Raw genomic sequence first — 24,896 nt, forward strand, 5'->3', positions numbered from 1 at the left:
AAATGATACAACCCAAAGTAACTTTAGTAGGCGCCGGACCTGGTGATCCAGATTTGCTTACGCTGAAAGGTGTAAAAGCACTTGCTGAAGCAAATGTGGTTTTGTATGATGCCTTGGCCAATGAGGAAATAATGAATCATGCTCCTCAAAATGCCATAAAAATATTTGTGGGTAAAAGAATTGGTTGTCATGAATATTCGCAAGATCAAATCAATCAGTTGATTGTCGATAATGCGCTGACTTATGGTCATGTGGTTCGGTTAAAAGGTGGAGATCCATTTATTTTCGGTAGAGGTAGTGAAGAGATAGAATATGTAGAAAGTTTTGGAATCCCTACATTTGTAGTACCCGGAATTTCATCAGCGATTGCAGTTCCCGCTTATCAGGGAATTTCATTGACCAAAAGAGGAACTTCCGAAAGTTTTTGGGTAATCACAGGAACCACTTCCGATAGAGATTTGTCCAAAGACATCGCTCTCGCAGCACAATCATCAGCAACAGTGGTGATTTTGATGGGAATGAGTAAACTATCACAAATTGTTACTTTATTTCAAAAAGAATCCAAAGGAGAAACACCCGTTGCGATTATTCAAAACGGAACAACACCAAATGAAAAAATAGGTGTAGGAACAATTGATACGATTCAAGAAGTGGTTGTTGCGAATAAATTAAGTTCGCCAGCTATTATCGTAATTGGAGAAGTAGTCAAAGAAAGCAATAAATTAAAAGGCTTTTACGAAGAATTTTTATCAAAAGAAATTATCTCATAAAGCAATAAAACTCCAAAGAGCGATAATTAATTTGTAGCTTTGATAGCTTGGAAAAATTTCAATTAGATAAAAAATAAAGGAACAACAATGGAAAGAAACGAATTATATCCCATTTTTTTAAAACTACACAACCTCAATGTACTTATCGTAGGTGGTGGAAATGTAGGGTTAGAAAAGCTGTCGTTCATGTTGAAATCCAGTCCCAATGCCAATGTTGAGGTAGTGGCGCCAAAGTTCTTGCCCGAATTGGAAGCATTAGTTGAAAAACATCCTTCGGTAAAATTGACCCAAGCGAAGTTCAAGAAAAAAATGCTCAAGAAACGCAGCATGGTTATTGCCTGTACCGATGATTTGAAAGTAAACAAACGAGTGTACGATTTGTCCCGAAAAAGATATCTCATTTGTAATATTGCAGATACACCCGATTTATGCGATTATTATTTGGGAGGCATTGTAACCAAAGGAAATGTAAAAATAGCCATTTCGACCAACGGGAAATCACCAACGACAGCCAAAAGATTACGCGAGTTTTTTGAAGAAGTAATTCCGGAGGACATCAATAAAATGGTCGAAAACCTGAATGAATACCGAAAGACTTTAAAAGGGAATTTCGAAGAAAAAGTCCAAAAGATGAACGAAATTACAGAGTCGTTGAAGAAGTAAGTAGATTTCAGAGAATATAACGAATGGGAACTTTTCCTTCGGAGAAAAGAAAAAAACAGTTTGTGATAATTATCATTTAAACTAACAAAATGGATTCGTTCATTTGCACACAAATTTTAGCATAATTATATAAAGAATAAAAAAATGGTTAAAACAGACATACTTATAATAGGAGCAGGACCAACAGGTTTATTTGCAGTTTTTGAAGCGGGATTATTAAAATTAAAATGTCATATTCTGGATGCTTTACCGCAACCAGGCGGGCAATTATCTGAGTTGTATCCTAAAAAGCCTATCTATGATATTCCGGGATTTCCAGAAGTATTGGCAGGTGATTTGGTTGATAATTTAATGGAACAAATCAAGCAATTCGAACCAGGGTTTACTCTTGGCGAGCGTGCAGAAACTATCGAAAAACAAGAAGACGGAAGCTTTATTGTTACGTCTAATAAAGGAAAAAGATTCCACGCTTCTGTAGTAGCCATTGCAGGAGGTTTGGGAAGTTTTGAACCAAGAAAACCACTTATCGAAGACATCGAATTTTACGAAGATAAAGGGGTGAAATACTTTATCAAAAATCCAGAAAAATTCAGAGACAAAAGAGTTGTGATTTCTGGAGGAGGAGATTCAGCTTTAGACTGGAGTATTTTCTTGTCGAACATTGCTTCAGAGGTAACTTTGATTCACCGTAGAAACGAATTCCGTGGTGCTTTAGATTCTGTAGAAAAAGTACAGGAATTGAAAAATGCCGGAAAAATAAAAATGATTACTCCAGGAGAAGTAATTGGTTTAAACGGTGCTGAGCATTTAGAATCTGTAGATGTTGAAGAAGATGGTGCACACCAAAACATAAAATGCGATTATTTTATTCCACTTTTCGGATTGACACCAAAATTAGGTCCAATTGCACACTGGGGATTAGAAATCGAAAAAAATGCCATCAAAGTAAACAATGCTTTAGATTATCAAACGAATATTCCTGGAATCTTCGCCATTGGTGACGTAAACACCTATCCAGGGAAATTAAAATTGATTCTTTGCGGATTCCACGAAGCCACATTAATGTGTCAAGCGGCTTACCAAATCATCAATCCGGGTAAAAAATATGTGATGAAATACACTACCGTTTCCGGAGTTGACGGATTTGACGGTACTCGTAAAGAAGCTCCAAAAGCAGTAGTGAAAGCGATTGTATAAATATTTAAGATTTTTGATTAACGATTTTAGACATTAGATTTCTGTAACATTTTGAAATCTAATATCTAAAATCGTTTTTCATTATTCAAAAATCTACTGTATTTTGTACCTTTGTGAGACATCAAAATTAATTCATTATGAATTTAGTAACAAGAAAATCCAATTTTATTCAAGAATTATCCAATATAGATGAAAGTCTTTTGGAAAAACTGGAACTGTTGGTAAAGGCTAGTAAAAAGGATTGGTACAGTGAATTGTCAGCGCAGGAAAAAGAAGAAATTGAAATTGGAATTTCTCAAGCTGATAATAATGAATTGGTAAGCCATTCAGCCGTTATGGATAAATTCAAGAAATGGCATTAGCTATTAAATGGACACCGCAGGCAGAAAAAGGTTTAGATGGTACGCTTCTTTATTTGGAGAAATTTTGGTCAATAAAAGAAATTTTGCAATTGGAAGCAAAAATAAAACAGGTTACAAGTCTAATCATTCTTTACCCTGAATTATTCCCAAAATAAAAAACGAACCAAAATTTACACAAAGCAATTATAGACAAAAATAATTATCTGGTTTATCGAGTGAACGCTAAGATGAGACGAATTGAGATTGTTAATTTTAGAGGCACTAAGCAAAAGCCAAAGTACTAAAGTGTCAGCTAAGAAAGAAGTCTTGGCAAACCATTGTTTAATCTAGCTTAGGATTTGAAAAGTTTAAAATTTATGTATTGAGTCGGTATGGAGACAATCTTAAACTTTTTTTAAACAATTTAAGCAACATTAAACAGTTTTAAACTTTTAAAAAAACTTGCAATTGTTGGCGTTATGTCGTTTCTTTGCACTGTTCCTATTTTTATTGAAAGTTATCACGAAAGGCGGAGGGAAAAGACCCGATGAAACCTTAGCAACCCTTTACTATTTTAAAGAAGGTGCTACATTCTACCACGTATAGCGCGGATAGATAACACAAGAATACATCCCCGTATTCCTCAAACCTTTTCCTGACAACATATCGATATTTTTTTTAGAGCGAATGATTGGTGCTTTTATGCCATTATCGTTCCCGCTGTACGCTATATCTTTTTTTTACACCTGACAGGTTTCTAAAACCTGTCAGGTGTAAAAAAAAGGATGCCGCTTCCATCGGGGCTAAAGAGCTAGAATTAGGAATTTTTGAAAGTAATAATAAATAATAAGCTTAGCGCCTTTGCGTCTTTGCGAGAAATAAAAAATATGTCAACAATTCAAGAAGAAATAAAAAAGAGAATACTCGTGCTTGATGGAGCCATGGGAACCATGCTGCAACGTTATAATTTCTCCGAAGAAGATTTTCGTGGCGAACGATTCAAGGATTTTCCACATTCTCTAAAAGGGAACAATGATTTATTGTCCCTGACGCAACCTCAAGCCATCAAAGCGGTGCACGCAGCGTATTTTGAGGCAGGAGCCGATATTGTAGAAACCAATACTTTCTCGGGAACCACCATCGGAATGGCGGATTATTACCTGGAAGAATACGTTTATGAATTGAATTATGAATCGGCCAAACTAGCCCGTGAAGTAGCCGATGAATTCACTGCCAAAAATCCAAACCAGCCTCGATTTGTGGCCGGTTCTATTGGCCCAACAAACCGTACGGCCAGTATGTCACCCGATGTAAACGACCCGGGATACAGAGCCGTAACTTTTGATGATTTGCGTATTGCCTACAAACAACAAGTAGAAGCCTTAATGGACGGTGGTTGTGATTTACTTTTGGTGGAAACCATATTCGATACTTTAAATGCAAAAGCAGCCCTTTTTGCTATCGAAGAAGTCAAAGAAGAACGTTCGATTGATATTCCTATTATGGTTTCAGGAACAATAACGGATGCTTCGGGAAGAACACTTTCGGGACAAACTGTAGAAGCTTTTTTGGTTTCGGTTTCGCATATTCCGTTGTTGAGCGTTGGATTCAATTGTGCCCTTGGTGCCGATTTATTGAAACCCTATTTGCAAACCTTGTCGCAAAACACTTCGTTCAACGTGTCGGCGCATCCCAATGCAGGATTGCCTAACGCCTTTGGAGAATACGATGAAACCCCGGAGCAAATGCAAGCCTTCATCAAAGAATATTTAGACGATAATTTAATAAACATCATAGGCGGTTGTTGCGGAACAACTCCAAATCACATCAAATTGATTGCAGATATAGCGAAGAATTATAAACCGAGAGTTTCGACGGCGGTGATGTAGATTGAAAAGATTTACTATAATAAAAGATTTAATTAAAAAATAATTGTTTAAAGGTGTGAATGCTGTCTTATCTAAAAAACGAATATAAATGTTTAAAGTAATTTATAAAATAACATATCCAAACGGTAAAATTTATATCGGGAAAGATTTGACAGATACTTTAAATTATTTTGGAAGTGCCAATAGTAAAATTATAGAAAAAGATTTTACGAGACAGCAAAGGAAAGATTTTACGATAAGAAAAGAAATATTATTTGAGTCTGAAAATTTGGCTGATCAAGATATAAATAAGAAAGAAGTTGAGTTAATTCTTAAATACCAATCAAATAATCCGATGATAGGTTATAATCAATGGCCAAAATTTAAAGAATTTTTATAATTCTTATTATTGATAGTGCGGATTTGCAATCCGTGCCCGCAAAGAGAATAAAAAATATAAAGTTTAGTTATGTCATTCCGACGAAGGAGGAATCACATTATGAGATTCCTCCTTCGTCGGAATGACAAACGAGACGGCGAGTTTGTGGTTGAGTTCCGGAGGAACGACCCATTTTGTAGCAACGGAATTTATTCCGTTGAATGAAAATAGTGTTGAATTTCACAAAACCCGCGTGAGGGATAGCAGTGAAAAGCCCACAGACCAATGGAGTGCTAACGGAATTGGTCGAGGACTTGCAACGAATAGCCCGACCCGACTTTTTTTGGAGGGACACGCCCAAAAAATGAATTGAAATTAAAATAAATATAGCTACAGTTTTTTAACCGTAGACAAAATAATAAAAACACAGAACCTAAGCTACTTAGGTACTTAGGAACTCAAAATAAAAAAATGGGACACAATAAACATAGAAGAAACCTGGTATTATCGGGATTAGAGCCCTTAATCATTACGCCAAATAGCGTATTTGTGAATATTGGGGAGCGAACCAATGTAACAGGTTCCAGAAAGTTCCTTCGATTAATCAAGGAGGAAAAATACGAAGAAGCATTGAGCATTGCCAAAGAGCAAGTAGAAGGTGGCGCGCAAATCATCGATATTAATATGGATGAGGGAATGCTTGATGGCGTTTATGCGATGACCAAATTCCTGAATTTGATTGCTGCCGAGCCGGATATTTCTCGTGTGCCCATTATGATTGACAGCTCGAAATGGGAAATCATTGAGGCTGGTTTGAAAGTGGTTCAAGGAAAATGTGTCGTAAACTCAATTTCATTAAAAGAAGGAGAAGAGCAATTCATTCATCACGCCAAATTGATCAAACGATACGGAGCTGCGGCAATTATTATGGCTTTTGATGAAACTGGACAAGCGGATAATTACGACCGTAGAGTAGAAATTTGCCAGCGTTCGTATGATATTTTGGTCAATAAAGTTCATTTTCCACCGCAAGATATCATCTTCGATTTGAATATATTCCCCGTGGCAACCGGTATGGAGGAACACCGCTTGAATGCTTTGGATTTCTTTAGGGGAACCAAATGGGTTCGGGAAAATTTACCGCACGCACACATTAGTGGTGGGGTGAGTAACGTTTCGTTTTCGTTTAGAGGGAATGACACGGTGAGAGAAGCGATGCACTCGGTTTTCTTGTACCACGCCATTAAAAACGGAATGACAATGGGAATTGTAAATCCAGAAATGTTGTCGATTTACGATGAGATTCCAAAAGATTTATTGGAACATGTGGAGGATGTAATTTTGGACAGACGCGACGATGCTACAGAACGCTTATTAGATTTTGCCGAAAATGTAAAAGGTGATGTAAAGAGTACTGAAAAAGCAGTTCAAGAATGGCGTTCGGGAACGGTTCAAGAAAGAATCACACACTCTTTGGTAAAAGGAGTTGATGCATTTATAGAAATAGATGTCGAAGAAGCGCGTTTGGCAGCAACAAAACCGATCGAAGTTATCGAAATCAACTTGATGACAGGAATGAATGTTGTTGGGGATTTGTTTGGTTCTGGTAAAATGTTTTTGCCGCAAGTGGTAAAATCGGCTCGTGTAATGAAAAAAGCCGTAGCCTATTTGTTGCCTTATATTGAAGCGAGCAAACAAGCGGGAGACAAACAAGGGAACGGAAAAATATTGATGGCAACTGTAAAAGGCGATGTTCACGATATTGGTAAAAATATAGTTTCGGTGGTATTGGCGTGTAATAATTATGAGATTGTAGATTTGGGAGTAATGGTGCCTCCCGAAAAAATTATTGCAGCGGCCATAGAACACAACGTAGATATTATTGGATTGAGCGGATTAATCACGCCATCACTAGACGAAATGGTGTATCTCGCCAAGGAATTAGATAAACGAGGGCTGAAAATTCCAGTAATGATTGGTGGTGCAACGACTTCTCGTGCACATACAGCCGTGAAAATTGCACCTCAATATAGAGAAACGGTTATTCACGTAAACGATGCCTCCAGAGCCGTAACGGTGGCTGGAAGTTTACTGAACAAGGATAAAAAAATATACGCCAGTGATATTCGAGCCGAATATGATGCGTTTAGAGAAACATTTTTAAATCGTTCACGCGACAAGAATTTCTTGACGATTGAGCAAGCCCGTAAGAATAAATTGCAATTGGATTGGAGACATTTCGAGCCTGTAAAACCAAATGTAATTGGCGAACAAATTATTGAGGTCGATTTGGATGTTTTGGTTCCGTATATTGACTGGACACCGTTTTTTAGAACGTGGGAATTGTTTGGAAAATATCCGGCGATTTTAACAGACAGTGTCGTTGGAGAACAGGCGACTTCTGTTTTTGCGGATGCACAAGCGATGTTGGAAGTAATTTTAAAAGAAAAGAAACTGACCGCCAAAGGAATTTACGGAATTTTCCCTGCCAATCAAATCAACGATGACGATATTGAATTGAGTGATGAAAACGGAAAAGTATTGGAGAAATTTTTGACGTTGCGTCAGCAATCACAAAAAACCAAAGGAGCTCCAAATATTGCATTATCGGATTTTATTGCTCCAAAAGAGAGCGGGAAAGTCGATTATATGGGAGCGTTTTGCGTAACCACCGGTTTTGGTGTTGATGAATGGGCTTCGGAATTTGAAAAGGATTTGGACGATTACAATTCGATTATGGTGAAAGCTTTGGCAGACCGATTCGCAGAAGCATTCGCGGAATACCTTCACGAAAAAGTACGTAAAGAAATTTGGGGATACGCCTCAGATGAAAACTTAACTACCGAAGCGATGATTGAAGAGGTGTATAAAGGAATTCGTCCAGCACCGGGTTATCCGGCTTGTCCCGATCATTTGGAAAAACCAACGATTTGGAAACTTTTAAATGTAGAAAAAGAAATTGGAGTGACCTTGACCGAAAGTATGGCAATGTGGCCGGCTTCATCGGTTTCGGGGTATTACTTTGGGAATCCTGAGAGTAAGTATTTTGGACTCGGAAAAATAAAGGAAGACCAAGTTATTGATTACGCCAAGAGAAGAAGCGTTTCAACCGAAGTCGCTATGAAATGGTTGAATCCGAATATTGCAGATTAAAAATAGTTTAAAGTTAAAATTTTGTTTAAAGTTTAAAGTTTAAAGTTGTTCGAGAGAACCTTAAACCTTAAACCTTAAACTTCAAACTAAGAAAAATGAAGGTAACACAACATATAGAAAATGCCAAAGGAGAAACGTTATTCTCTTTCGAAATTATTCCACCACAAAAAGGGAAAAGCATTCAGGAGTTATACGATAATATCGATCCGTTGATGGAGTTCAAACCGCCATTTATAGATGTGACCACTTCTCGGGAGGAATATATTTATATTGATAAAGGCAACGGATTATTGGATAAAAAACTAACCAGAATGCGTCCGGGAACGTTGGGTATTTGTGCTTCCATAAAACACAAATACAATGTAGATACCGTGCCACACTTGCTTTGCGGAGGTTTTACCAAAGAGGAAACGGAATATATGCTGGTCGATTGTCATTATCTTGGAATCAATAACGTAATGGCACTTCGAGGTGATGCAATGAAGGACGAGCAGTCTTTTGTCCCAAAAATGGGAGGAAATAATTTTGCAGTTGATTTGGTTTCTCAAATCAATCAATTAAATAGTGGGAAATATTTACACGATGTTATGGATGTGGATAACCTAGCCGATTTTTGTATCGGAGTTGCGGGTTATCCAGAGAAACATTTAGAGTCTCCTTCTTTGATATCAGATTTAAAAAGATTGAAAGAAAAAGTGGATGCAGGAGCCGATTATGTAGTGACCCAAATGTTTTTTGACAATGCCAAATATTTTGAGTTTGTTGCCAAAGCCAGAGAAATGGGAATTACAGTTCCAATTATTCCGGGAATCAAACCTATCGCGGTGCAAAGACATTTACAAGTATTGCCTCAAATATTTCGTATTGATTTGCCGGAGGATTTGATACACGCAGTAGATAAATGCAAAAATAATGCAGAAATCCGTCAAGTGGGAATCGAATGGGCGATTCAACAATCAATCGAATTGAAAGCGGCAGGAGTTCCTGTTTTGCATTATTATTCTATGGGGAAATCGGAGAATATCAGACAAATAGCAAGTCAGGTTTTTTAAAGTCATTGCGAGGAACGAAGCAATCACACTAGCACAAGTTTTCTGTGTAGTTTAGACCTAACAGATTTTTGAAATCTGTTAGGTCTTCTAATTTTAATTTAACTAACCAAATGAATCCAACCCTTCAACAAGACCTAAGCGAAATCGAAAACATCCTTGAACAAGTAAAACAACAAGGAATAGAATTTTTGAATGCTATTGATACCGTTCCCACTTCAACCCAAAATTCGATTACTACCAATAGAAATCTAAACGATTTTGGTTTGGGAGCATTGACTGCTTTGGAAGAATTCAATCAGCGTTTGGCGCCCTTGATGGTTTCGCAAGCTGGGCCTAGATATTGGGGTTTTGTTACAGGAGGAGCAACACCCGCTTCTATAGTTGGAGATTGGCTGACGACGATTTACGACCCAAATGCACAATCGACAAAAGCGCAAGGAGGTGTTTCGGCCTTGATAGAAATAGAAACCATTAACTTGTTATTGCAATTGTTGGACTTGCCAAAATCATTCTTGGGCGGATTTGTGACGGGTGCTACCATGTCAAATTTCACTTGTTTGGCGGTGGCTCGACAATGGTTAGGAAAACAGTTAGGTCATGATTTCGCCAAAAATGGAATTAGTACACCTATACATATTCTTACGGCAACGCCACACTCATCCTCAATAAAATGCTTGTCAATGTTAGGGATTGGAAGCCAAAATTTCACCAAAATAAAAACAGTCGAAGGAAATCGGGAAGCTCTTGATATAGCCGATTTGGAACAAAACATAACAAAATTAAACGGTCAGCCTTTTATTTTAATATCAAGTGCAGGAACAGTCAATACAGCCGATTTTGATGATTTCGGTGCAATTAAAAAACTCAAAGGAAAATACAACTTTTGGTGGCATATTGATGCAGCTTTTGGAGGTTTCGCAGCTTGTTCCCTAAAACACAAACATTTGGTAAACGGTTGGGAAAACGCAGACAGTATTACGATTGATTGCCACAAATGGTTGAATGTTCCTTACGAAAGCGCTTTTTATCTGGTAAAGGAACAACATAAAAATCTTCAGGTAGAAACGTTTCAAAACTCGAATGCCCCGTATTTGGGCGATCCATTGGAGAATTTCAGTTACCTTAATTTCTTGCCTGAGAATTCAAGACGTTTAAAAGCGTTACCTGTTTGGTTTTCGCTTTTGGCGTATGGGAAACAAGGATTTCAAGATATTGTTGAGAATAGCGTTGCGATGGCATTGCAATTTGATGCTTTCATTGCCGAAAACGAAAACTTCGAATTATTGGCACCAACCCGTCTCAACAATGTTTGCTTTACTTTGGCGGGAGACCACAATCAGGAAAAAGTAAATTTATTTTTGACGCATCTCAACGATAAAGGCAAAGTGTTTATGACGCCAACAGTGTATCAAAAGCTCAAAGGAATTCGAGCTTCGTTTGTCAATTGGAGAACGAATGAAAATGATGTTAAAATTGCGATAGCCGAAATGAAAGCGAGTGTTTTGGAGTTGGGGATTGAGTAAATTGAGAACTGTTTTTTTTGTATATTTGTATTAATTCTTTAGAATTTAAGAAGTAAAAATTTAATTTCACTTTTATGAAAGTACTAATTGATATCCCAGACGACAAAGCTGAATTTGGCATGAAAGTTTAGAATAGCTTATCTTTCGTAAAAAAAAGTTAAGGAAATGTCTTCGAGTAAGATTGATTTGTGGGAAGACTTAAAAGTTGCAGCAAGTGAAGTGAAACTTCACAAGCAAGGGAAAATTAAACTAAAAACAGCTCAAGAATTACTCGATGAGTTATAGTCTGGATTTTAACTAAAAAAGCAAACCCGACAGGTTTTTAAAACCTGTCGGGTTTGCTTTTTACTGAACACTGCCTACTCCTTAGTAATCTCCCTAAAGACCGCTTCCAAATTCTTATTTTTCTGGTTGAGTTGTAAAGTCTTCAAACCGTTGTCATAGGCAAAATCAAATACAGTTGGGCGCATATCTTTATCTGAAACAAAAGTCAATTCCCAAGAGTTTCCGTGAGTATTTTTAAACGATTTTAAATGCGGAATTTGAGCAATAAGATCCTCTTCTGTTTTTAAATCAAATTCTACTTCGATTACCTGTTCCTTATTGGCAGAGATTAAGGTTTCTAATTTTTTATCGGCAACTATTTGTCCTTTGTCAATAATGATTACTCGGTCGCAAATCGCTTCTACTTCCTGCATAATGTGTGTCGATAGGAAAATGGTTTTGTCTTTCCCTACGTTTCTAATCACATTTCTAATTTCGACCAATTGATTGGGATCCAATCCGGTTGTGGGTTCGTCTAGTATCAAAACATCGGGATTGTGTAATAACGCATTGGCTAATCCCACACGCTGGCGATACCCTTTAGACAATTGCCCTATTTTTTTATGGCTTTCGGTTTGTAAACCTGTCAGCTGAATCACTTCTTCGATTCTAGATTTTTCTACTTTATAAACATCGGCATTAAAAGCCAAATACTCTCTCACGTACAAATCCAAGTACAACGGATTGTGCTCCGGCAAATACCCAATAGAAAGCTGTACCGATTTTTCCTGACTGTTTACATCAAAGCCATTAACAAGTGCAACACCAGAATCGGCATTGATGTAGGTGGTCAATATTTTCATCAAAGTGGATTTACCTGCTCCGTTCGGCCCTAAAAAACCAACAATCTCTCCTTTTTGAACAGAAAATGAAATGTTATCCAGTGCCTTTTGAGCACCGTAAGATTTCGAAATGTTTTTTACTTCTATTGACATGAGATTTTATTTGTTGCAAAAGTAAATAGAAAATACATAGTTCTCCATTAATCCATAAAATTTATGTTTTAATTGACAACTAGCAAAATGGTTAGGACAAATAAAATTAACGATAAATTGTATGAAAATTATTAAATACTGGCACGGTTCTTGTTAAATAATTACTAATTTTTAACAAATCAAATAAACTATGAAAAAAACAGTAGTAATTCTTGCATTGGCTATGATGAGCTTTGCAAATGCTCAAAAAGGCACGGTATTGGTATCTGGAAATGTGAGTTTTTGGTCTAATAAAGACTCTAATCAAGGGAGTGAGTCCAAGTATGAAAACTTTAATTTTTCTCCAAAAGTAGGATATCAGTTCAAGGATAATTGGACAGTAGGGGTTGAAACTGGATTTTCATCTTCTAAAAATGAATACACTTATCAGGAAAACGAATCGAATAATCAGGAAAGAATAACTAAAAACTTCTCGGCAGGAGCTTTTGTCCGGTATTCAAAATCACTTAGCCAAATGTTTTTGTTATATGCTGATTTAGGTACAGGTTACAAAAATCTTAAAGAAACTAACACTAATTCTTTTTCTGACCCAGTTAGCTCAACAAATACATTTGATGGTTTTTATATGAGTTTTGCACCTGGTTTGTTTTTAAATATTAAAAATAATTTTGGATTAAATTTTGGTATTGGAGGTTTGTCATATTCAAATACAAAGAGTGATCAAAATAGTGGAAGTAATAGTAATTTTTATTTCAATTTTGGGCAGTCATTTAATATAGGAATTTCAAAAAATTTCTAATTTTTATTCTTCTTGATTTTAAGAAAGCATTCGTTTTTACGGATGCTTTTTATTTTTAAAATAATCTCATTTAGATTTATATATTTACAATAAACTAAATCAATATGAAAAAAACTAAATTCAGCAGTTTCTTGAAAAATTACAATAGTATCTTACTGCTCCTCGGTGGAATAATCGTTGGGAGTATCTTAGGTTTAGTTTTTGGAGATGGAGTAGAAGTCATAAAACCATTAGGTGATATATTCTTGAATTTACTTTTTACGGCAATTATTCCGCTCGTTTTTTTTACCATTGCCTCTTCGATTGCCAATTTGCAAAAAAATGAAAATCTCGGAAAACTTTTCGGGATAGTCATGGGAGTATTTTTGACCACCGTTATTATTTCGGCAATTATCATGATTATGGCTGTTTTACTTTTTCCAATTCATCAAGGTTTTGTCCAGTCAAAAATCGCATTAGAAACCATTCAACAAAGCAGCACCGGTTCGCAAATCACGCAGTTGCTGACCGTCAATGATTTTTATGAGATTTTGTCCAGAAAAAATATGCTGGCACTTATACTGTTTTCTTTTCTGATCGGTTTTTCGACCTTGCGTTCTGGCGAAAAAGGAAAAAATTTTAAAAAGTTTCTCGATTCTGGTAATGAAGTGATGAAGCAGTTATTGCATCTCATTATGAAAACTGCACCAATAGGTCTTGGGGCTTATTTTGCATATCAAGTCGGTATATTTGGACCGCAGTTATTTGGCGCTTACGCAAAACCTTTGGGGCTTTATTATGCAGTTTGTACGTTTTATTTTATTGTCTTTTTTAGTTTGTACGCCTTCTTCGCAGGAGGAAATCAAGGGCTGAAAATATTTTGGAAAAACAATATTACTCCGGCTTTAACAGCGGTTGGAACCTGCAGTAGTATAGCAACGATCCCCGCCAATCTCGAAGCCGCAGAACAAATGGAAATCCCAAGTCACATCAGCAATTTGGTAATCCCTCTTGGAGCTCCTTTGCATAAAGACGGTTCCAGCATGTCGTCGATTGTGAAAATTGCCGTTATTTTTGCCATGTTTGGCAAGGATCTTACGGATCCCTATACCATACTTACCGCAATCGGGATCACCATAATAGTATCGGTTGTCGAGGGCGGCATTCCAAACGGCGGCTATATAGGAGAGATTCTCGCCATAACCGTTTATGGATTCCCTATGGAACAAGCCTTACCCGCTGCAATGATTATAGGGACCTTGGTTGACCCAATCGCAACATTATTGAATGCTAATGGTGATTTGGTTTGTGCCATGATGGTCACCAGAATTTCCGAAGGCAAGAAATGGATTTCACAGAGCATCATCTAAAATAATAAAAAAACGTTTGGGCGTGCCACCATAAAGAAAAGGGGCCAACTTAGCATACCGTTCATTCGGCCCCTTTCCTTTATGCTGTCAGGCTGTTGCTGCTACTTCGGTAGCTTAGCCCATCCTTCACGCGGACACAACAACTTTAGTTTTAAGCCTACAGGAGCCGTTTTTTCATCAACATTCTAAAGCAAAGGGGTCAAAAAACAGTATTTTTCGCTAAAAATAAGGTTCTCTACCGGTTTTGCCGTTTTGGAATCAGTAATTTTAGGCATTTAAATAGCTTTATTTTTATGGAATTAGAAGTTTAAAACCCTTTTAACAAACAAATCTTTTTTTGTTTGTTAAAAGATTATTTTTATTTTGGACGACTCAAAATATGTTATACATTTGCATTAAATAATTGAACAACAAACAATACGATGTCTACTAACCGTTTTTATTTTAGCAACTCTTTTTATTTCTTCTTTAGGAAGTAAGGGATTGTGCTATGGTTATTTGAAGAGTAAGAAACAAATAAAACTAATATACAATCCTGATGAAAATCAGGATTTTTTTTTGATATAAAATTAAAGCTAAGATGTCAGTACAAACACAAAATCCTTTAGAAGCTAAAGCTCCCCTCTCCTCTGGAGAGGGGCTGGGGGTGAGGATTGCAATACAAGGAATTAAAGGATCTTTCCACCACCAAGTGGCTCAAGACTATTTTTATCAAAATGTTGAGGTAGACGAATGTCTGTCTTTTGAGGAATTGGTAGCTAGTCTGCTGACTGGAAAATCAGATCAAGCGGTAATGGCTATAGAGAATTCTATTGCAGGGCCAATCATTCCAAATTACGCATTGATTGACAAAAATAATTTACACATTATAGGAGAACATTATTTAGATATTCACCAAAATTTAATGGCATTGAAAGGTCAAAAAATCGAAGATATTCTAGAAGTACATTCTCACCCTATGGCGTTGTTGCAATGTATGGAGTTCTTAAAAAAATATCCAAACATAAAATTGGTTGAAGACAAGGATACTGCCGAAACCGCCAGAAGGATTCACGAAAAACAGCTAACGGGGATAGCGGCAATTGCGAGCAAAACAGCATCAGAATTGTATGATTTAGAGATTCTGGCTCCAGAAATTCAAACGATAAACAATAACATGACTCGTTTTGTAATTATCAAAAAGGAAAAAGAATTTACGGATGAAAACGAAATCAATAGAGCTTCAATCAAATTTGAATTGGATCACAAACGAGGAAGTTTGGCAGCAGTACTGAATGTGATGAGCGATTGTAAATTGAATTTAACCAAAATACAATCGTTGCCAAAAATAGAAACTCCCTGGAAATACTCGTTTTTCGTAGATGTTACTTTCGAAAAATATGAAGATTACGCCAAGGCCAAAGTATTGTTGACTATAATGGCCGAGTATTTTAAAGTATTGGGAGAATATAAAAACACGAGACCCTAAAAAGGGAAATAACAAAAGATAAATTACAAGTAGGAATACTAAAATAAATTGCCATGATTAAAACAGCAAAACGTCTAGATATAATTGAAGAGTACTATTTCTCATCCAAGTTGAGAGAAGTGCGACAATTGGCATCAGAGGGGAAACCAATCATCAATATGGGAATTGGAAGTCCCGATTTAAAACCATCAAAGGCGGTTATAGATGCCGTAGTTTTGGCAATGCATGACGAAAACGCGCACCAATACCAAAGTTATCAAGGATTGCCGGAACTTAGAAAAGGAATGGCCGATTTTTATCAAAATAATTATGGAGTTGCATTAGATTCTAATACCGAAATTTTACCTTTAATAGGTTCTAAGGAAGGGATTATGCATATTTCTATGGCTTTCCTGAATGAAGGAGATCATGTTTTGATTCCAAATCCGGGTTATCCTACCTACACTTCGGTAACGAATCTGGTTGGAGCGGTGCCGGTTTATTATGATTTGAAGGAAAACAATAATTGGGAACCTGATTTTGACGCTTTAGAAAAATTAGATTTATCAAAAGTGAAAATCATGTGGATAGGTTATCCTCACATGCCAACAGGAGCAAGAGGTAGTTTGGAATTGTTCGAAAAGTTAGTGGCTTTCGCCAAAAAGCATCACATATTATTGATCAATGACAATCCGTATAGTTTTGTTTTGAATGATAAACCCATGAGTTTGTTGCAGGTAGAAGGAGCCAAAGATGTCGCAATAGAGTTGAATTCTTTGAGTAAAACCTTCAACATGGCAGGTTGGAGAGTAGGAATGATTTTGGCAAATGCTACTTTGATCGACGCAGTTCTTAAAGTCAAAAGCAACATGGATAGCGGAATGTTTTACGGTATTCAAAAAGGAGCCGTTGAAGCTTTGAAAAGCGATAAATCTTGGTTTGACTCAATGAATGCCATTTATAAAAGACGCCGAGTACTTACGGAACAATTGGCCGAAAAATTAGGTTGTGAAGTATACGCAGCAGGTGTTGGATTGTTTGTTTGGGCCAAATTGCCTGCAGGAGTAGTCTCTGCCGAGGATTTTATCGATAAAATATTATACGAAAAACATATTTTTATAACTCCGGGAACCATTTTTGGAAGTAACGGAGAAGGATACATACGATTTGCACTTTGTGTAAAAGAAGAAAAAGTACAAGAAGCGATTGATAGATTTGCATAACGTAGAGACGCGATTTATCGCGTCTAATATGAATGATTTAAGAAAACGAAAATTTTCTAAAAAAACGTGATGCTCTAGCCCTGATAGAAGCGGCATCCTTTTTTGAGGCGTCCCGATAGCTATCGGGATTTCTTCGCCTCAAAAAAGATATAGCGGATAGCAGGATTAGCTACAAAAAAATAAAACGATGAAAATATACGTAATAGGAATTGGATTAATAGGAGGCTCAATAGCATTAGATGCTAAAGCGTTATATCCAGAAGCAAAAATTTTTGGAATTGACAGTAACGAAAATCATTTGCAGGAAGCAATTTCTCTTGGAGTTGTTGATGAAGCTGCGGTTTTTGATGATCTAGTCAATGCTGATTTTGTGATCGTTTCGGTTCCTGTTGATACAGCTATTGTCCTTTTGCCAAAAGTATTGGACCTAGTTCCAAATAGCGCCATTGTTTTTGATGTAGGTTCGACTAAAGTGCCCATTTGTGAAGCGGTTGCGAATCATCCAAAAAGAAGAAATTTCATCGCAACGCATCCCATTGCAGGTACAGAGTTCTCGGGGCCATCGGCAGCGATAAAAGGATTGTTTCACGGAAAAACAAATATCATTTGCGAAGTAGAAAAAACGACTTTCAAATTACAGGAAAAAGCATTGTGGCTTTTTAAAGCAATAGGAATGAGGATTCGTTATATGGATCCGAAATCGCATGATAAACATATTGCTTATGTGTCGCATTTGTCGCACATCAGTTCATTTATGCTCGGAAAAACGGTTATCAATAAAGAAAAAGACGAACAGGATATTTTTGACATGGCGGGTTCTGGTTTTGAGAGTACCGTTCGTTTGGCCAAAAGTTCTCCAGCGATGTGGACGCCTATTTTTAAACAAAACAAAAAACAGGTAGTCAAAACATTAGAAGAGTACATTGCGAATTTGTCTAAGTTTAAAGAGCTTTTAGAAAATGATGACTACGATGCTATTTACAACGAAATGCAAAGTGTCAATAAAATAAAGGAGATATTAAACGGAATGAAAAAGTAGGCAGTTTAAGAAAGTAGGCAGTGGTCAGTTTGCAGTATTCAGTCCCGAAACTTTTGATTAGTGTTGAGTGTGTGAAGTCATTGCGAGGAACGAAGCAAACACACTAGAAGGAGCCATAAGTAAGAAAAAAATAAAAATAAATCTAAAAACTAAAAAACTAAAACTAAGAAAAATGGAAAATAAGAAAGAATTGAGAAATTGGTTGAATGAATTCAATTTGACTCACCCATTCGTAATTGCGGGACCTTGTAGTGCAGAAACAGAAGAACAAGTTTTAAAAATCGCACATGAATTAAAAGATTCTGATGTAAGTGTTTTTAGAGCAGGAATCTGGAAACCAAGAACGCGTCCAGGAGGATTTGAAGGTGTTGGAGAAATAGGTTTGAAATGGTTGAAAAAAGCCAAAGAACAAACGGGATTGTTGATGGGTACTGAGGTTGCAAATGCTGCTCACGTAAAATTGGCTTTGGAGTATGATATTGATGTATTGTGGATTGGAGCCAGAACAACGGTTAACCCTTTTGCTATGCAGGAAATTGCGGATGCATTAGTGGGGACTAAAAAAATAGTTTTGGTAAAAAATCCTGTAAATCCAGATCTATCTTTGTGGTTGGGTGGCGTTGAGCGTTTGTATAATGCAGGTATCGAGAAATTAGGAGTGATTCACAGAGGGTTTTCGACTTACGAAAAAACGAAATACAGAAACATTCCAGAATGGCAAATTGCTATCGAATTGCAAAATAAATTCCCTGATTTGCCTTTGATTATTGATCCATCACACATTACAGGAGATCGTAATATGATACTTGAGGTAACGCAACAAGCATTAGATTTAAATTACGATGGTATGATTATCGAAACGCATTGCGATCCAGATAATGCTTGGAGTGATGCTGCTCAACAAGTGACGCCAGACGCTTTGAAACAAATTTTCATTGATTTGAGAGTAAGAAAACAAAATGATGTATCGGATGAATTTACCAGTAAAATGGCAAAATTAAGAGCGAATATAGATGTTCTAGATGCTACTTTATTAGAATTGTTAGGAAAACGTATGAAAGTGGCCGACGAAATTGGTCTAGTGAAAAAAGATGCTAACGTTGCGGTATTGCAAAACAATCGTTGGAACGAAATTCTTGGAAAAATGATTTTGGATGGAGAGAAAAAAGGACTTTCAGAAGAGTTTGTTCTTAAAATGTTCAAAGCCATTCACCAAGAAAGTATTGGTCACCAAGAAAAAGTCTTGAATGCTTAATTTGATTTAAGATTCTAGATTAACGATTTCTGATTTTAGATTTCGTGAGTCGTAAAATTTAGATATTGATAAATCCCAAGGCTTATAGTTTTGGGATTTTGTTTTTTAGGAGGTTCAAGAACTTTAAACTTTAAACGGAAATCAAAACTTTATCTTTGTAAAATCTTAGATTTTAAATCAGAAATCTAAAATCGTTAATCTTCAATCAAAAATCCTCCATAAATCCTTTATCTTTGCAAAGTATTAGATTTTAAATCAGAAATCTAAAATCGTTAATCTTCAATCAAAAATCCTCTATGACAGGACTCGTTTACAAATCTACAGGAAGTTGGTACACCGTAAAATCCGAACAAGGAGATTTTATAGAATGCCGTATGAAAGGGAAATTCCGAATCAAGGGAATTAAAAGCACCAATCCGATTGCGGTTGGCGATGTGGTAGACTATGAGCTAGAAGAAACGTCGGATGTTGTTACAGGAACAATTCATAATATTCACGATCGAAAAAATTATATCGTTCGTAAGGCCGTAAATTTATCGCATCAAATGCATATTATTGCTTCCAATATTGATCGCGTTTTTCTATTGGTAACCATAAATAATCCGCCAACTACATTCAACTTTATAGATCGTTTTTTGGTGACTGCCGAAGCCTATGGAATTGAAGCTGTTTTGGTGTTTAATAAAATAGACACTTTAGACGAAGCCACACTCGATGAGCAATTGTATATGCAACATGTATATCAGCAAATTGGATATAAATGCTTGAGAGTTTCTTCAACCGAAATGAAGGGAGTCGAAGAATTACAAGAAATGATGGTGGGTAAAGTGAGTATGTTTTCTGGACATTCCGGTGTGGGGAAATCGACTTTAGTGAATGCTATGGAACCTTCCTTGCATTTAAAAACCAAGACGATATCGGTTGCAAGCAAGCAAGGGCAACACACCACTACTTTTGCAGAGATGTATGATTTGTCTTTTGGAGCCAAAATTATAGACACCCCTGGAATCAAAGGTTTTGGAATGGTAGATATGGATCCATCAGAGATTAGCGGTTATTTCCCAGAGTTTTTTAAATTGAAAGATCAATGTAAATTCAACAACTGTTTACATAAAGACGAACCGCATTGTGCCATCAAAGCTGCCTTGGAAAAAGATGAAATTGCATGGTCTCGTTACAATAGTTACCTTAAAATATTAGAAGGGGACGATGAACATTATCGTACCGATGTTTATAATGAGGATCGAATAATTAGTGATAAAACTAGGGAATAACAATTGCAAAATTCAATGTCAATTGCAATGCCAAAAAGCAATATTTTAAAATCCGCAATTTAAAATAAATGAAAGTTGTTCTCCAAAGAGTTTCCCAAGCTTCCGTAACTATAGATTCTAAAATAGTAGCCGATATTCGAAAAGGATTATTGGTTTTAGTAGGAATGGAAGATGCCGATACCCAAGAAGACATCGATTGGTTGGTGGGTAAAATTACCAAAATCCGTATTTTTGATGATGAAAATCACGTCATGAATTTGTCTATTCAAGACATTGATGGCGATATTATTGTGGTAAGCCAATTTACACTTCACGCTTCTACAAAAAAAGGAAACCGACCTTCTTATATAAAAGCCTCAAAGCCGGATGTGGCTATTCCGCTTTATGAAAATTTTGTAAAACAGTTGGAAAAGGAGTTGGAAAAAAAAGTTCAAACTGGAATTTTTGGCGCCGATATGAAAGTATTGTTGCTTAATGACGGACCTGTTACCATACAAATAGATAGTAAGAATAAAGAATAAAACTAATTGTTTTATTTAGACAAAATTTTCTTATATTTCGGTACTAAATATATTTTATGTCCTACAAGTTTGTATCTGTTATTTCTATTGTTTTTTTATTTACTACAACTCTTCTTTTTGCTCAAAAAAGCGAATACAATACCCTAACTATTTCCGACAGTCTCAAAGAAAACGCCAATGCAGTTGTTCGTTTGAACCAAATTGATATTGTAATTGCGTCTCAGCGCAGTATGAATATTAAGAACAAACGAGTAGTGACTGTTCTGAATGAAAAAGGACTTGATGCGGTTGAAGCCTATGAAAATTATGATAAGTCCGGTCCAGTTAAAAGCATATTGGCAACGGTTTATGATGCTTTTGGGAAAGAAATAAAAAAAATAAAGAGGAGTGATTTTAGAGATCAAAGTGCCGTAAGCGGGAGTACACTTTTCTCTGAAAGTCGCTATATTTACTTAGATTATACCCCGATTCAATATCCATTCACAGTTGTTTTTGAAAGCGAAACAGAAACATCCAATACTGCTTTTATACCGCAATGGATGCCGCTAAATGATTATTTTGTAAGTGTAGAAAAAAGTATTCTCAATGTAAGTTGTCCTTCAAGTCTTGGATTTAAATACAAAGGATTTAATTTTTCAAATTTTAATATAAAAAAAACAGTAGATACTTCAACTCAGCTTTCTTATACAGCATTAAAAGTGTTTGCTCAAAAAGAGGAAACAGCGAGTCCGTCAATTAGTACTCTTTTTCCAAGGGTAATGCTAGGATTAGAATTGTTTCATTTAGAAGGAGTAGATGGGAATGCTAAAACATGGGCAGAATTCGGGAAATGGTATAGCGAAAAAATTCTAACAGGAACTACAGATTTGCCTGAAGTTACTAAAGCAAAAATAAAAGTTCTAGTGGGGGCTGAAACTGACCCGATAAAGAAAGCACAAATTATTTATAAATATGTGCAAGAGAAATCAAGGTATATTAGCGTTCAAGTAGGGATTGGGGGTTGGAAGCCAATGTTAGCCAGTGATGTTGACCGCTTAGGATATGGAGATTGTAAAGCTTTGAGTAATTATACCAAAGCACTTCTTAATGCAGTAGATGTCCCGTCTTATAATACTGTTTTATATGGTAATCCAAGAAAGCGTGATATTGAAACCGATTTTGTTTCGATGCAAGGGAATCATATGATTTTGGCTATACCCAATCAGGATAAATATGTTTTTTTAGAGTGCACCAGTCAAGTAGATCCTTTTGGTTATCAAGGAACTTTTACAGATGACAGGGATGTTTTGGTAATAAAACCTGATGGAGGAGAAATTGTAAGAACTAAAATTTATGAGGATAGTGGAAATACTCAAATAAGCAAAGGAACCTATTCTATTTCCGAAAATGGAGATTTATCTGGAAAAATAGGCATTGTTTCTGAGGGTTCTCAATACAATCAAAAATTTCATAACGATAAATTTTCTGCAACAGAAATAGATAAATTCTATAAAGACTATTGGAGCACCATTAATAACTTGAAAATAAAGAAAATCACTTTTAAAAATGATAGTGATAAAATAAGTTTCACTGAAAATGCCGAAATAAGTGCTGTAAATTATGGAAACATATCAGCCAATAAAATGATGTTTGTGGTAAATGTCTTTAATCCATTAACCCAAAGTGTCAAACGAATTCGGAATCGAAAAAATCCTTTAGAAATTCAAAGAGGATCAGTAGATATAGATGAAATTGAGATAGCTTTACCTGCTAATTTTTCTATAGAGTTTCTTCCAGGGAATGTTGAATTGAACAGTAAATTCGGAGAATATAAAACTGAGATTGTAAAAAAAGACAATAATAACATCATTTACAAACGAAAATTCTTTTTGAAAAAAGGTTTGTATACGAACAAAGAATACGATGAATTTCGTCTTTTTATGGAGCAAATTTCTAGAAACAACAATGCTAAAATAATTTTAACCAAAAGCTAACCAAAAATGAAAACCAAAAACCTAATCCTTTTTTTATTTCTATTTCTGTTTTTTTTTAATGCAAACGCTCAAGAATTCAAATTGGGAAAAGTCTCGATTGCCGAGCTGGAACAAAAAGTACATCCTAAAGATACGGCTGCTGTAGCTGCAATATTATTTAAAAAGGGAGAGACTAGATTTGAATATTCTCAAGGGAAAGGTTTTGAGATGGTTACCAAGGTAAAAATACGGGTTAAAATCTATAAAAAAGAAGGCTACGATTGGGCAAATCAATCAGTACAATATTATTTAGGGAATGATTTAAAAGAAAGCGTTTCTTTTTCTGACGCCATAACTTTTAATTTAGTTGGAGGAAAAATAGAAAAGACCAAATTGAAAAGCGATGGTGAATTCGATGAAAAAACAGACAAATATTGGGGGAGAAAAAAGATAGCGATGCCTAATGTAAAGGAAGGCTCTGTTGTTGAATTTGAATATGCTATTAGGAGTGCTCGCATAGGTGAATTAAAAGAATGGTTTTTTCAGACTAGTATTCCTGTGGATCATTCTGAATTTATAACTTATATTCCAGAATACTTTGTTTACAATCCGAATCAAAAAGGGTTTGTAGTTCCCAAGGTTACTGTTGTGAAAAATCAAAAAACTATTTCGATCATGAGTAAGGAAAGAACTGGGTTTACCACTTCGAAAACCACTTATTCGGAAGACAAAATAGATTACTCAGAAACCCAGACAACCTATTTAGCAGAGAATTTGCCTGCTATGAAAGAAGAAGCTTTTGTGAATAATATTGATAATTATACTTCGAGTGTTTCCCATGAATTAGCGATGACTAATTTCCCTAATTCTCCTACTGAGTTGTATTCGACAGATTGGGAATCTGTTGCAAAGAAAATTTATTATAATGATGATTTTGGACCCGAACTTAATAAAACGGTTTATTTTGAAGACGATTTAAAAGCGATTGTTACTGGTTTGGCAAAGCAAGATGAAATCATTTTAGCCGTTTTAAATTATGTGAAATCAACCGTAAAATGGAATGAGTATAATGGCTATTCTTGTAATGATGGAGTAAAAAAAGCCTATAAAGACAAAACGGGTAATGTGGCCGAAATTAATCTAATGCTTGCCGCTATGTTGCGTACTGCAGGGTTAAAGGCAAATCCTGTTTTAGTTAGCACGAGAGCTAATGGTATATCAATTTTTCCTAATAGAGGAGCATTCAACTATGTGATTGCTGCTGTAGAAACGGTGCAAGTATAATCGCAAAATTCAAATGCACACATGTTTGAATTCAAATGCCCATTTTTTTGACAAAGATACAATCTTATTCAAACAAATTTAAAAGCCCTTTAAAAGGGCTTTAATTTTACGTGGTTGTCGAATTCCATTGCTTATATAGCATAATGTCCGTATAGCTTGCGGTACTGGTTAAATGTGCGCTCATTTCAACTTTTAAAGCATTGTGAAACGGATTGCTTTGTGGTGTTTTAGTCTCCACCCACTCGCATAGCTCAATAATAGACGACTTATTTGACGTAAAATAAAAATAATTCGTTCTATCCAATACTTGAAACACGTCCAAATAATCTTTTAGTTTCCAATAACTTTTGTAAGTCCCAGCCTCAGTTGACAGATAGGGCGGGTCAACCAAAAACACAACGTTAGGAATGTCCCTGAACTCTTTGAACAACGCTTCATAATCCTTTTGTACGACCTCCAAGCCGTCTAAATTGGAAAAACCGGTCAAATTGACCACCCCATTCCAGTGTAAATTGACCACCAGTTTCGGAGTAAATTGACCACCACTT

Annotated in this window: 22 protein-coding genes, 1 pseudogene and 1 riboswitch; of the genes and pseudogenes, 21 read left to right on the forward strand and 2 right to left on the reverse strand. The window is 36.0% G+C overall.

The window, feature by feature from the left end; genetic code table 11:
* The first annotated feature begins 2 nt into the window (after positions 1 to 2).
* The 11 genes from cobA to DB891_RS13330 all read left to right on the forward strand — a co-directional run bounded on the left by cobA (position 3) and on the right by DB891_RS13330 (position 10,946).
* A complete protein-coding gene (cobA, locus tag DB891_RS13280) occupies positions 3 to 770 on the forward strand; it encodes a uroporphyrinogen-III C-methyltransferase (protein ID WP_223256106.1) in 768 nt (255 codons plus the stop codon).
* 87 nt (positions 771 to 857) lie between these two features.
* Positions 858 to 1,433, forward strand: coding sequence for a precorrin-2 dehydrogenase/sirohydrochlorin ferrochelatase family protein (locus DB891_RS13285; RefSeq protein ID WP_116764062.1), 576 nt, complete (start codon positions 858 to 860; stop codon positions 1,431 to 1,433).
* A 144-nt stretch (positions 1,434 to 1,577) separates the two neighbouring features.
* Positions 1,578 to 2,630 carry an NAD(P)/FAD-dependent oxidoreductase gene (locus tag DB891_RS13290; protein ID WP_116764063.1) on the forward strand — a complete coding sequence of 351 codons (1,053 nt, stop codon included), beginning with the start codon at positions 1,578 to 1,580 and terminating at the stop codon, positions 2,628 to 2,630.
* A 137-nt stretch (positions 2,631 to 2,767) separates the two neighbouring features.
* Positions 2,768 to 2,992, forward strand: a complete 225-nt coding sequence (locus DB891_RS13295) for a hypothetical protein (protein WP_116764064.1) — start codon at positions 2,768 to 2,770, stop codon at positions 2,990 to 2,992.
* Positions 2,983 to 3,147, forward strand: a complete 165-nt coding sequence (locus tag DB891_RS17795; RefSeq protein ID WP_223256107.1) for a hypothetical protein — start codon at positions 2,983 to 2,985, stop codon at positions 3,145 to 3,147. Before DB891_RS13295 ends, DB891_RS17795 begins: the two co-directional genes overlap by 10 nt.
* Positions 3,148 to 3,485: 338 nt before the next feature.
* Positions 3,486 to 3,593, forward strand: a riboswitch (SAM riboswitch).
* A gap of 265 nt (positions 3,594 to 3,858) precedes the next feature.
* A complete protein-coding gene (locus DB891_RS13305; RefSeq protein WP_116764065.1) occupies positions 3,859 to 4,860 on the forward strand; it encodes a homocysteine S-methyltransferase family protein in 1,002 nt (333 codons plus the stop codon).
* 88 nt (positions 4,861 to 4,948) lie between these two features.
* Positions 4,949 to 5,239, forward strand: a complete 291-nt coding sequence (locus tag DB891_RS13310) for a GIY-YIG nuclease family protein (RefSeq protein ID WP_116764066.1) — start codon at positions 4,949 to 4,951, stop codon at positions 5,237 to 5,239.
* Positions 5,240 to 5,360: 121 nt separating this feature from the next.
* Positions 5,361 to 5,591, forward strand: a complete 231-nt coding sequence (locus DB891_RS13315; RefSeq protein ID WP_116764067.1) for a hypothetical protein — start codon at positions 5,361 to 5,363, stop codon at positions 5,589 to 5,591.
* 98 nt (positions 5,592 to 5,689) lie between these two features.
* Complete coding sequence (metH, locus tag DB891_RS13320) at positions 5,690 to 8,371, forward strand: methionine synthase (protein ID WP_116764068.1); 2,682 nt, start codon at positions 5,690 to 5,692, stop codon at positions 8,369 to 8,371.
* A 95-nt stretch (positions 8,372 to 8,466) separates the two neighbouring features.
* Positions 8,467 to 9,423 carry a methylenetetrahydrofolate reductase [NAD(P)H] gene (gene metF / locus DB891_RS13325; RefSeq protein ID WP_116764069.1) on the forward strand — a complete coding sequence of 319 codons (957 nt, stop codon included), beginning with the start codon at positions 8,467 to 8,469 and terminating at the stop codon, positions 9,421 to 9,423.
* 110 nt (positions 9,424 to 9,533) lie between these two features.
* Complete coding sequence (locus tag DB891_RS13330) at positions 9,534 to 10,946, forward strand: pyridoxal phosphate-dependent decarboxylase family protein (protein ID WP_116764070.1); 1,413 nt, start codon at positions 9,534 to 9,536, stop codon at positions 10,944 to 10,946.
* A gap of 359 nt (positions 10,947 to 11,305) precedes the next feature.
* Here DB891_RS13330 and gldA read toward each other — a convergent pair whose 3' ends face one another.
* On the reverse strand, positions 11,306 to 12,205 hold the full coding sequence (gene gldA / locus DB891_RS13335; RefSeq protein ID WP_116764071.1) for a gliding motility-associated ABC transporter ATP-binding subunit GldA: 900 nt from the start codon (positions 12,203 to 12,205) through the stop codon (positions 11,306 to 11,308).
* Between the two features lie 190 nt (positions 12,206 to 12,395).
* Here gldA and DB891_RS13340 point away from each other — a divergent pair, with 190 nt between their 5' ends.
* The 10 genes from DB891_RS13340 to DB891_RS13385 all read left to right on the forward strand — a co-directional run bounded on the left by DB891_RS13340 (position 12,396) and on the right by DB891_RS13385 (position 24,348).
* Positions 12,396 to 13,004, forward strand: a complete 609-nt coding sequence (locus DB891_RS13340) for an outer membrane beta-barrel protein (RefSeq protein WP_116764072.1) — start codon at positions 12,396 to 12,398, stop codon at positions 13,002 to 13,004.
* A gap of 104 nt (positions 13,005 to 13,108) precedes the next feature.
* Positions 13,109 to 14,353, forward strand: a complete 1,245-nt coding sequence (locus DB891_RS13345; protein WP_116764073.1) for a dicarboxylate/amino acid:cation symporter — start codon at positions 13,109 to 13,111, stop codon at positions 14,351 to 14,353.
* A 640-nt stretch (positions 14,354 to 14,993) separates the two neighbouring features.
* Positions 14,994 to 15,821 carry a prephenate dehydratase gene (locus DB891_RS13350; RefSeq protein WP_116764087.1) on the forward strand — a complete coding sequence of 276 codons (828 nt, stop codon included), beginning with the start codon at positions 14,994 to 14,996 and terminating at the stop codon, positions 15,819 to 15,821.
* Between the two features lie 53 nt (positions 15,822 to 15,874).
* Complete coding sequence (locus DB891_RS13355) at positions 15,875 to 17,023, forward strand: pyridoxal phosphate-dependent aminotransferase (protein ID WP_116764074.1); 1,149 nt, start codon at positions 15,875 to 15,877, stop codon at positions 17,021 to 17,023.
* 187 nt (positions 17,024 to 17,210) lie between these two features.
* Complete coding sequence (locus DB891_RS13360) at positions 17,211 to 18,062, forward strand: prephenate dehydrogenase (RefSeq protein WP_116764075.1); 852 nt, start codon at positions 17,211 to 17,213, stop codon at positions 18,060 to 18,062.
* A 172-nt stretch (positions 18,063 to 18,234) separates the two neighbouring features.
* Positions 18,235 to 19,317 carry a bifunctional 3-deoxy-7-phosphoheptulonate synthase/chorismate mutase type II gene (locus tag DB891_RS13365; protein WP_116764088.1) on the forward strand — a complete coding sequence of 361 codons (1,083 nt, stop codon included), beginning with the start codon at positions 18,235 to 18,237 and terminating at the stop codon, positions 19,315 to 19,317.
* Between the two features lie 296 nt (positions 19,318 to 19,613).
* Positions 19,614 to 20,591, forward strand: coding sequence for a ribosome small subunit-dependent GTPase A (gene rsgA, locus DB891_RS13370; protein WP_116764076.1), 978 nt, complete (start codon positions 19,614 to 19,616; stop codon positions 20,589 to 20,591).
* Between the two features lie 68 nt (positions 20,592 to 20,659).
* Complete coding sequence (gene dtd, locus DB891_RS13375) at positions 20,660 to 21,112, forward strand: D-aminoacyl-tRNA deacylase (RefSeq protein ID WP_116764077.1); 453 nt, start codon at positions 20,660 to 20,662, stop codon at positions 21,110 to 21,112.
* Between the two features lie 56 nt (positions 21,113 to 21,168).
* Positions 21,169 to 23,085, forward strand: a complete 1,917-nt coding sequence (locus DB891_RS13380; protein WP_116764078.1) for a DUF3857 domain-containing protein — start codon at positions 21,169 to 21,171, stop codon at positions 23,083 to 23,085.
* A gap of 6 nt (positions 23,086 to 23,091) precedes the next feature.
* Complete coding sequence (locus tag DB891_RS13385; protein WP_116764079.1) at positions 23,092 to 24,348, forward strand: DUF3857 domain-containing protein; 1,257 nt, start codon at positions 23,092 to 23,094, stop codon at positions 24,346 to 24,348.
* A 106-nt stretch (positions 24,349 to 24,454) separates the two neighbouring features.
* Here DB891_RS13385 and DB891_RS17630 read toward each other — a convergent pair.
* A pseudogene (locus DB891_RS17630) lies at positions 24,455 to 24,896 on the reverse strand (DNA adenine methylase); the annotation flags it as partial.

The organism is Flavobacterium laiguense (assembly GCF_003097655.1).
GTDB lineage: Bacteria > Bacteroidota > Bacteroidia > Flavobacteriales > Flavobacteriaceae > Flavobacterium > Flavobacterium laiguense.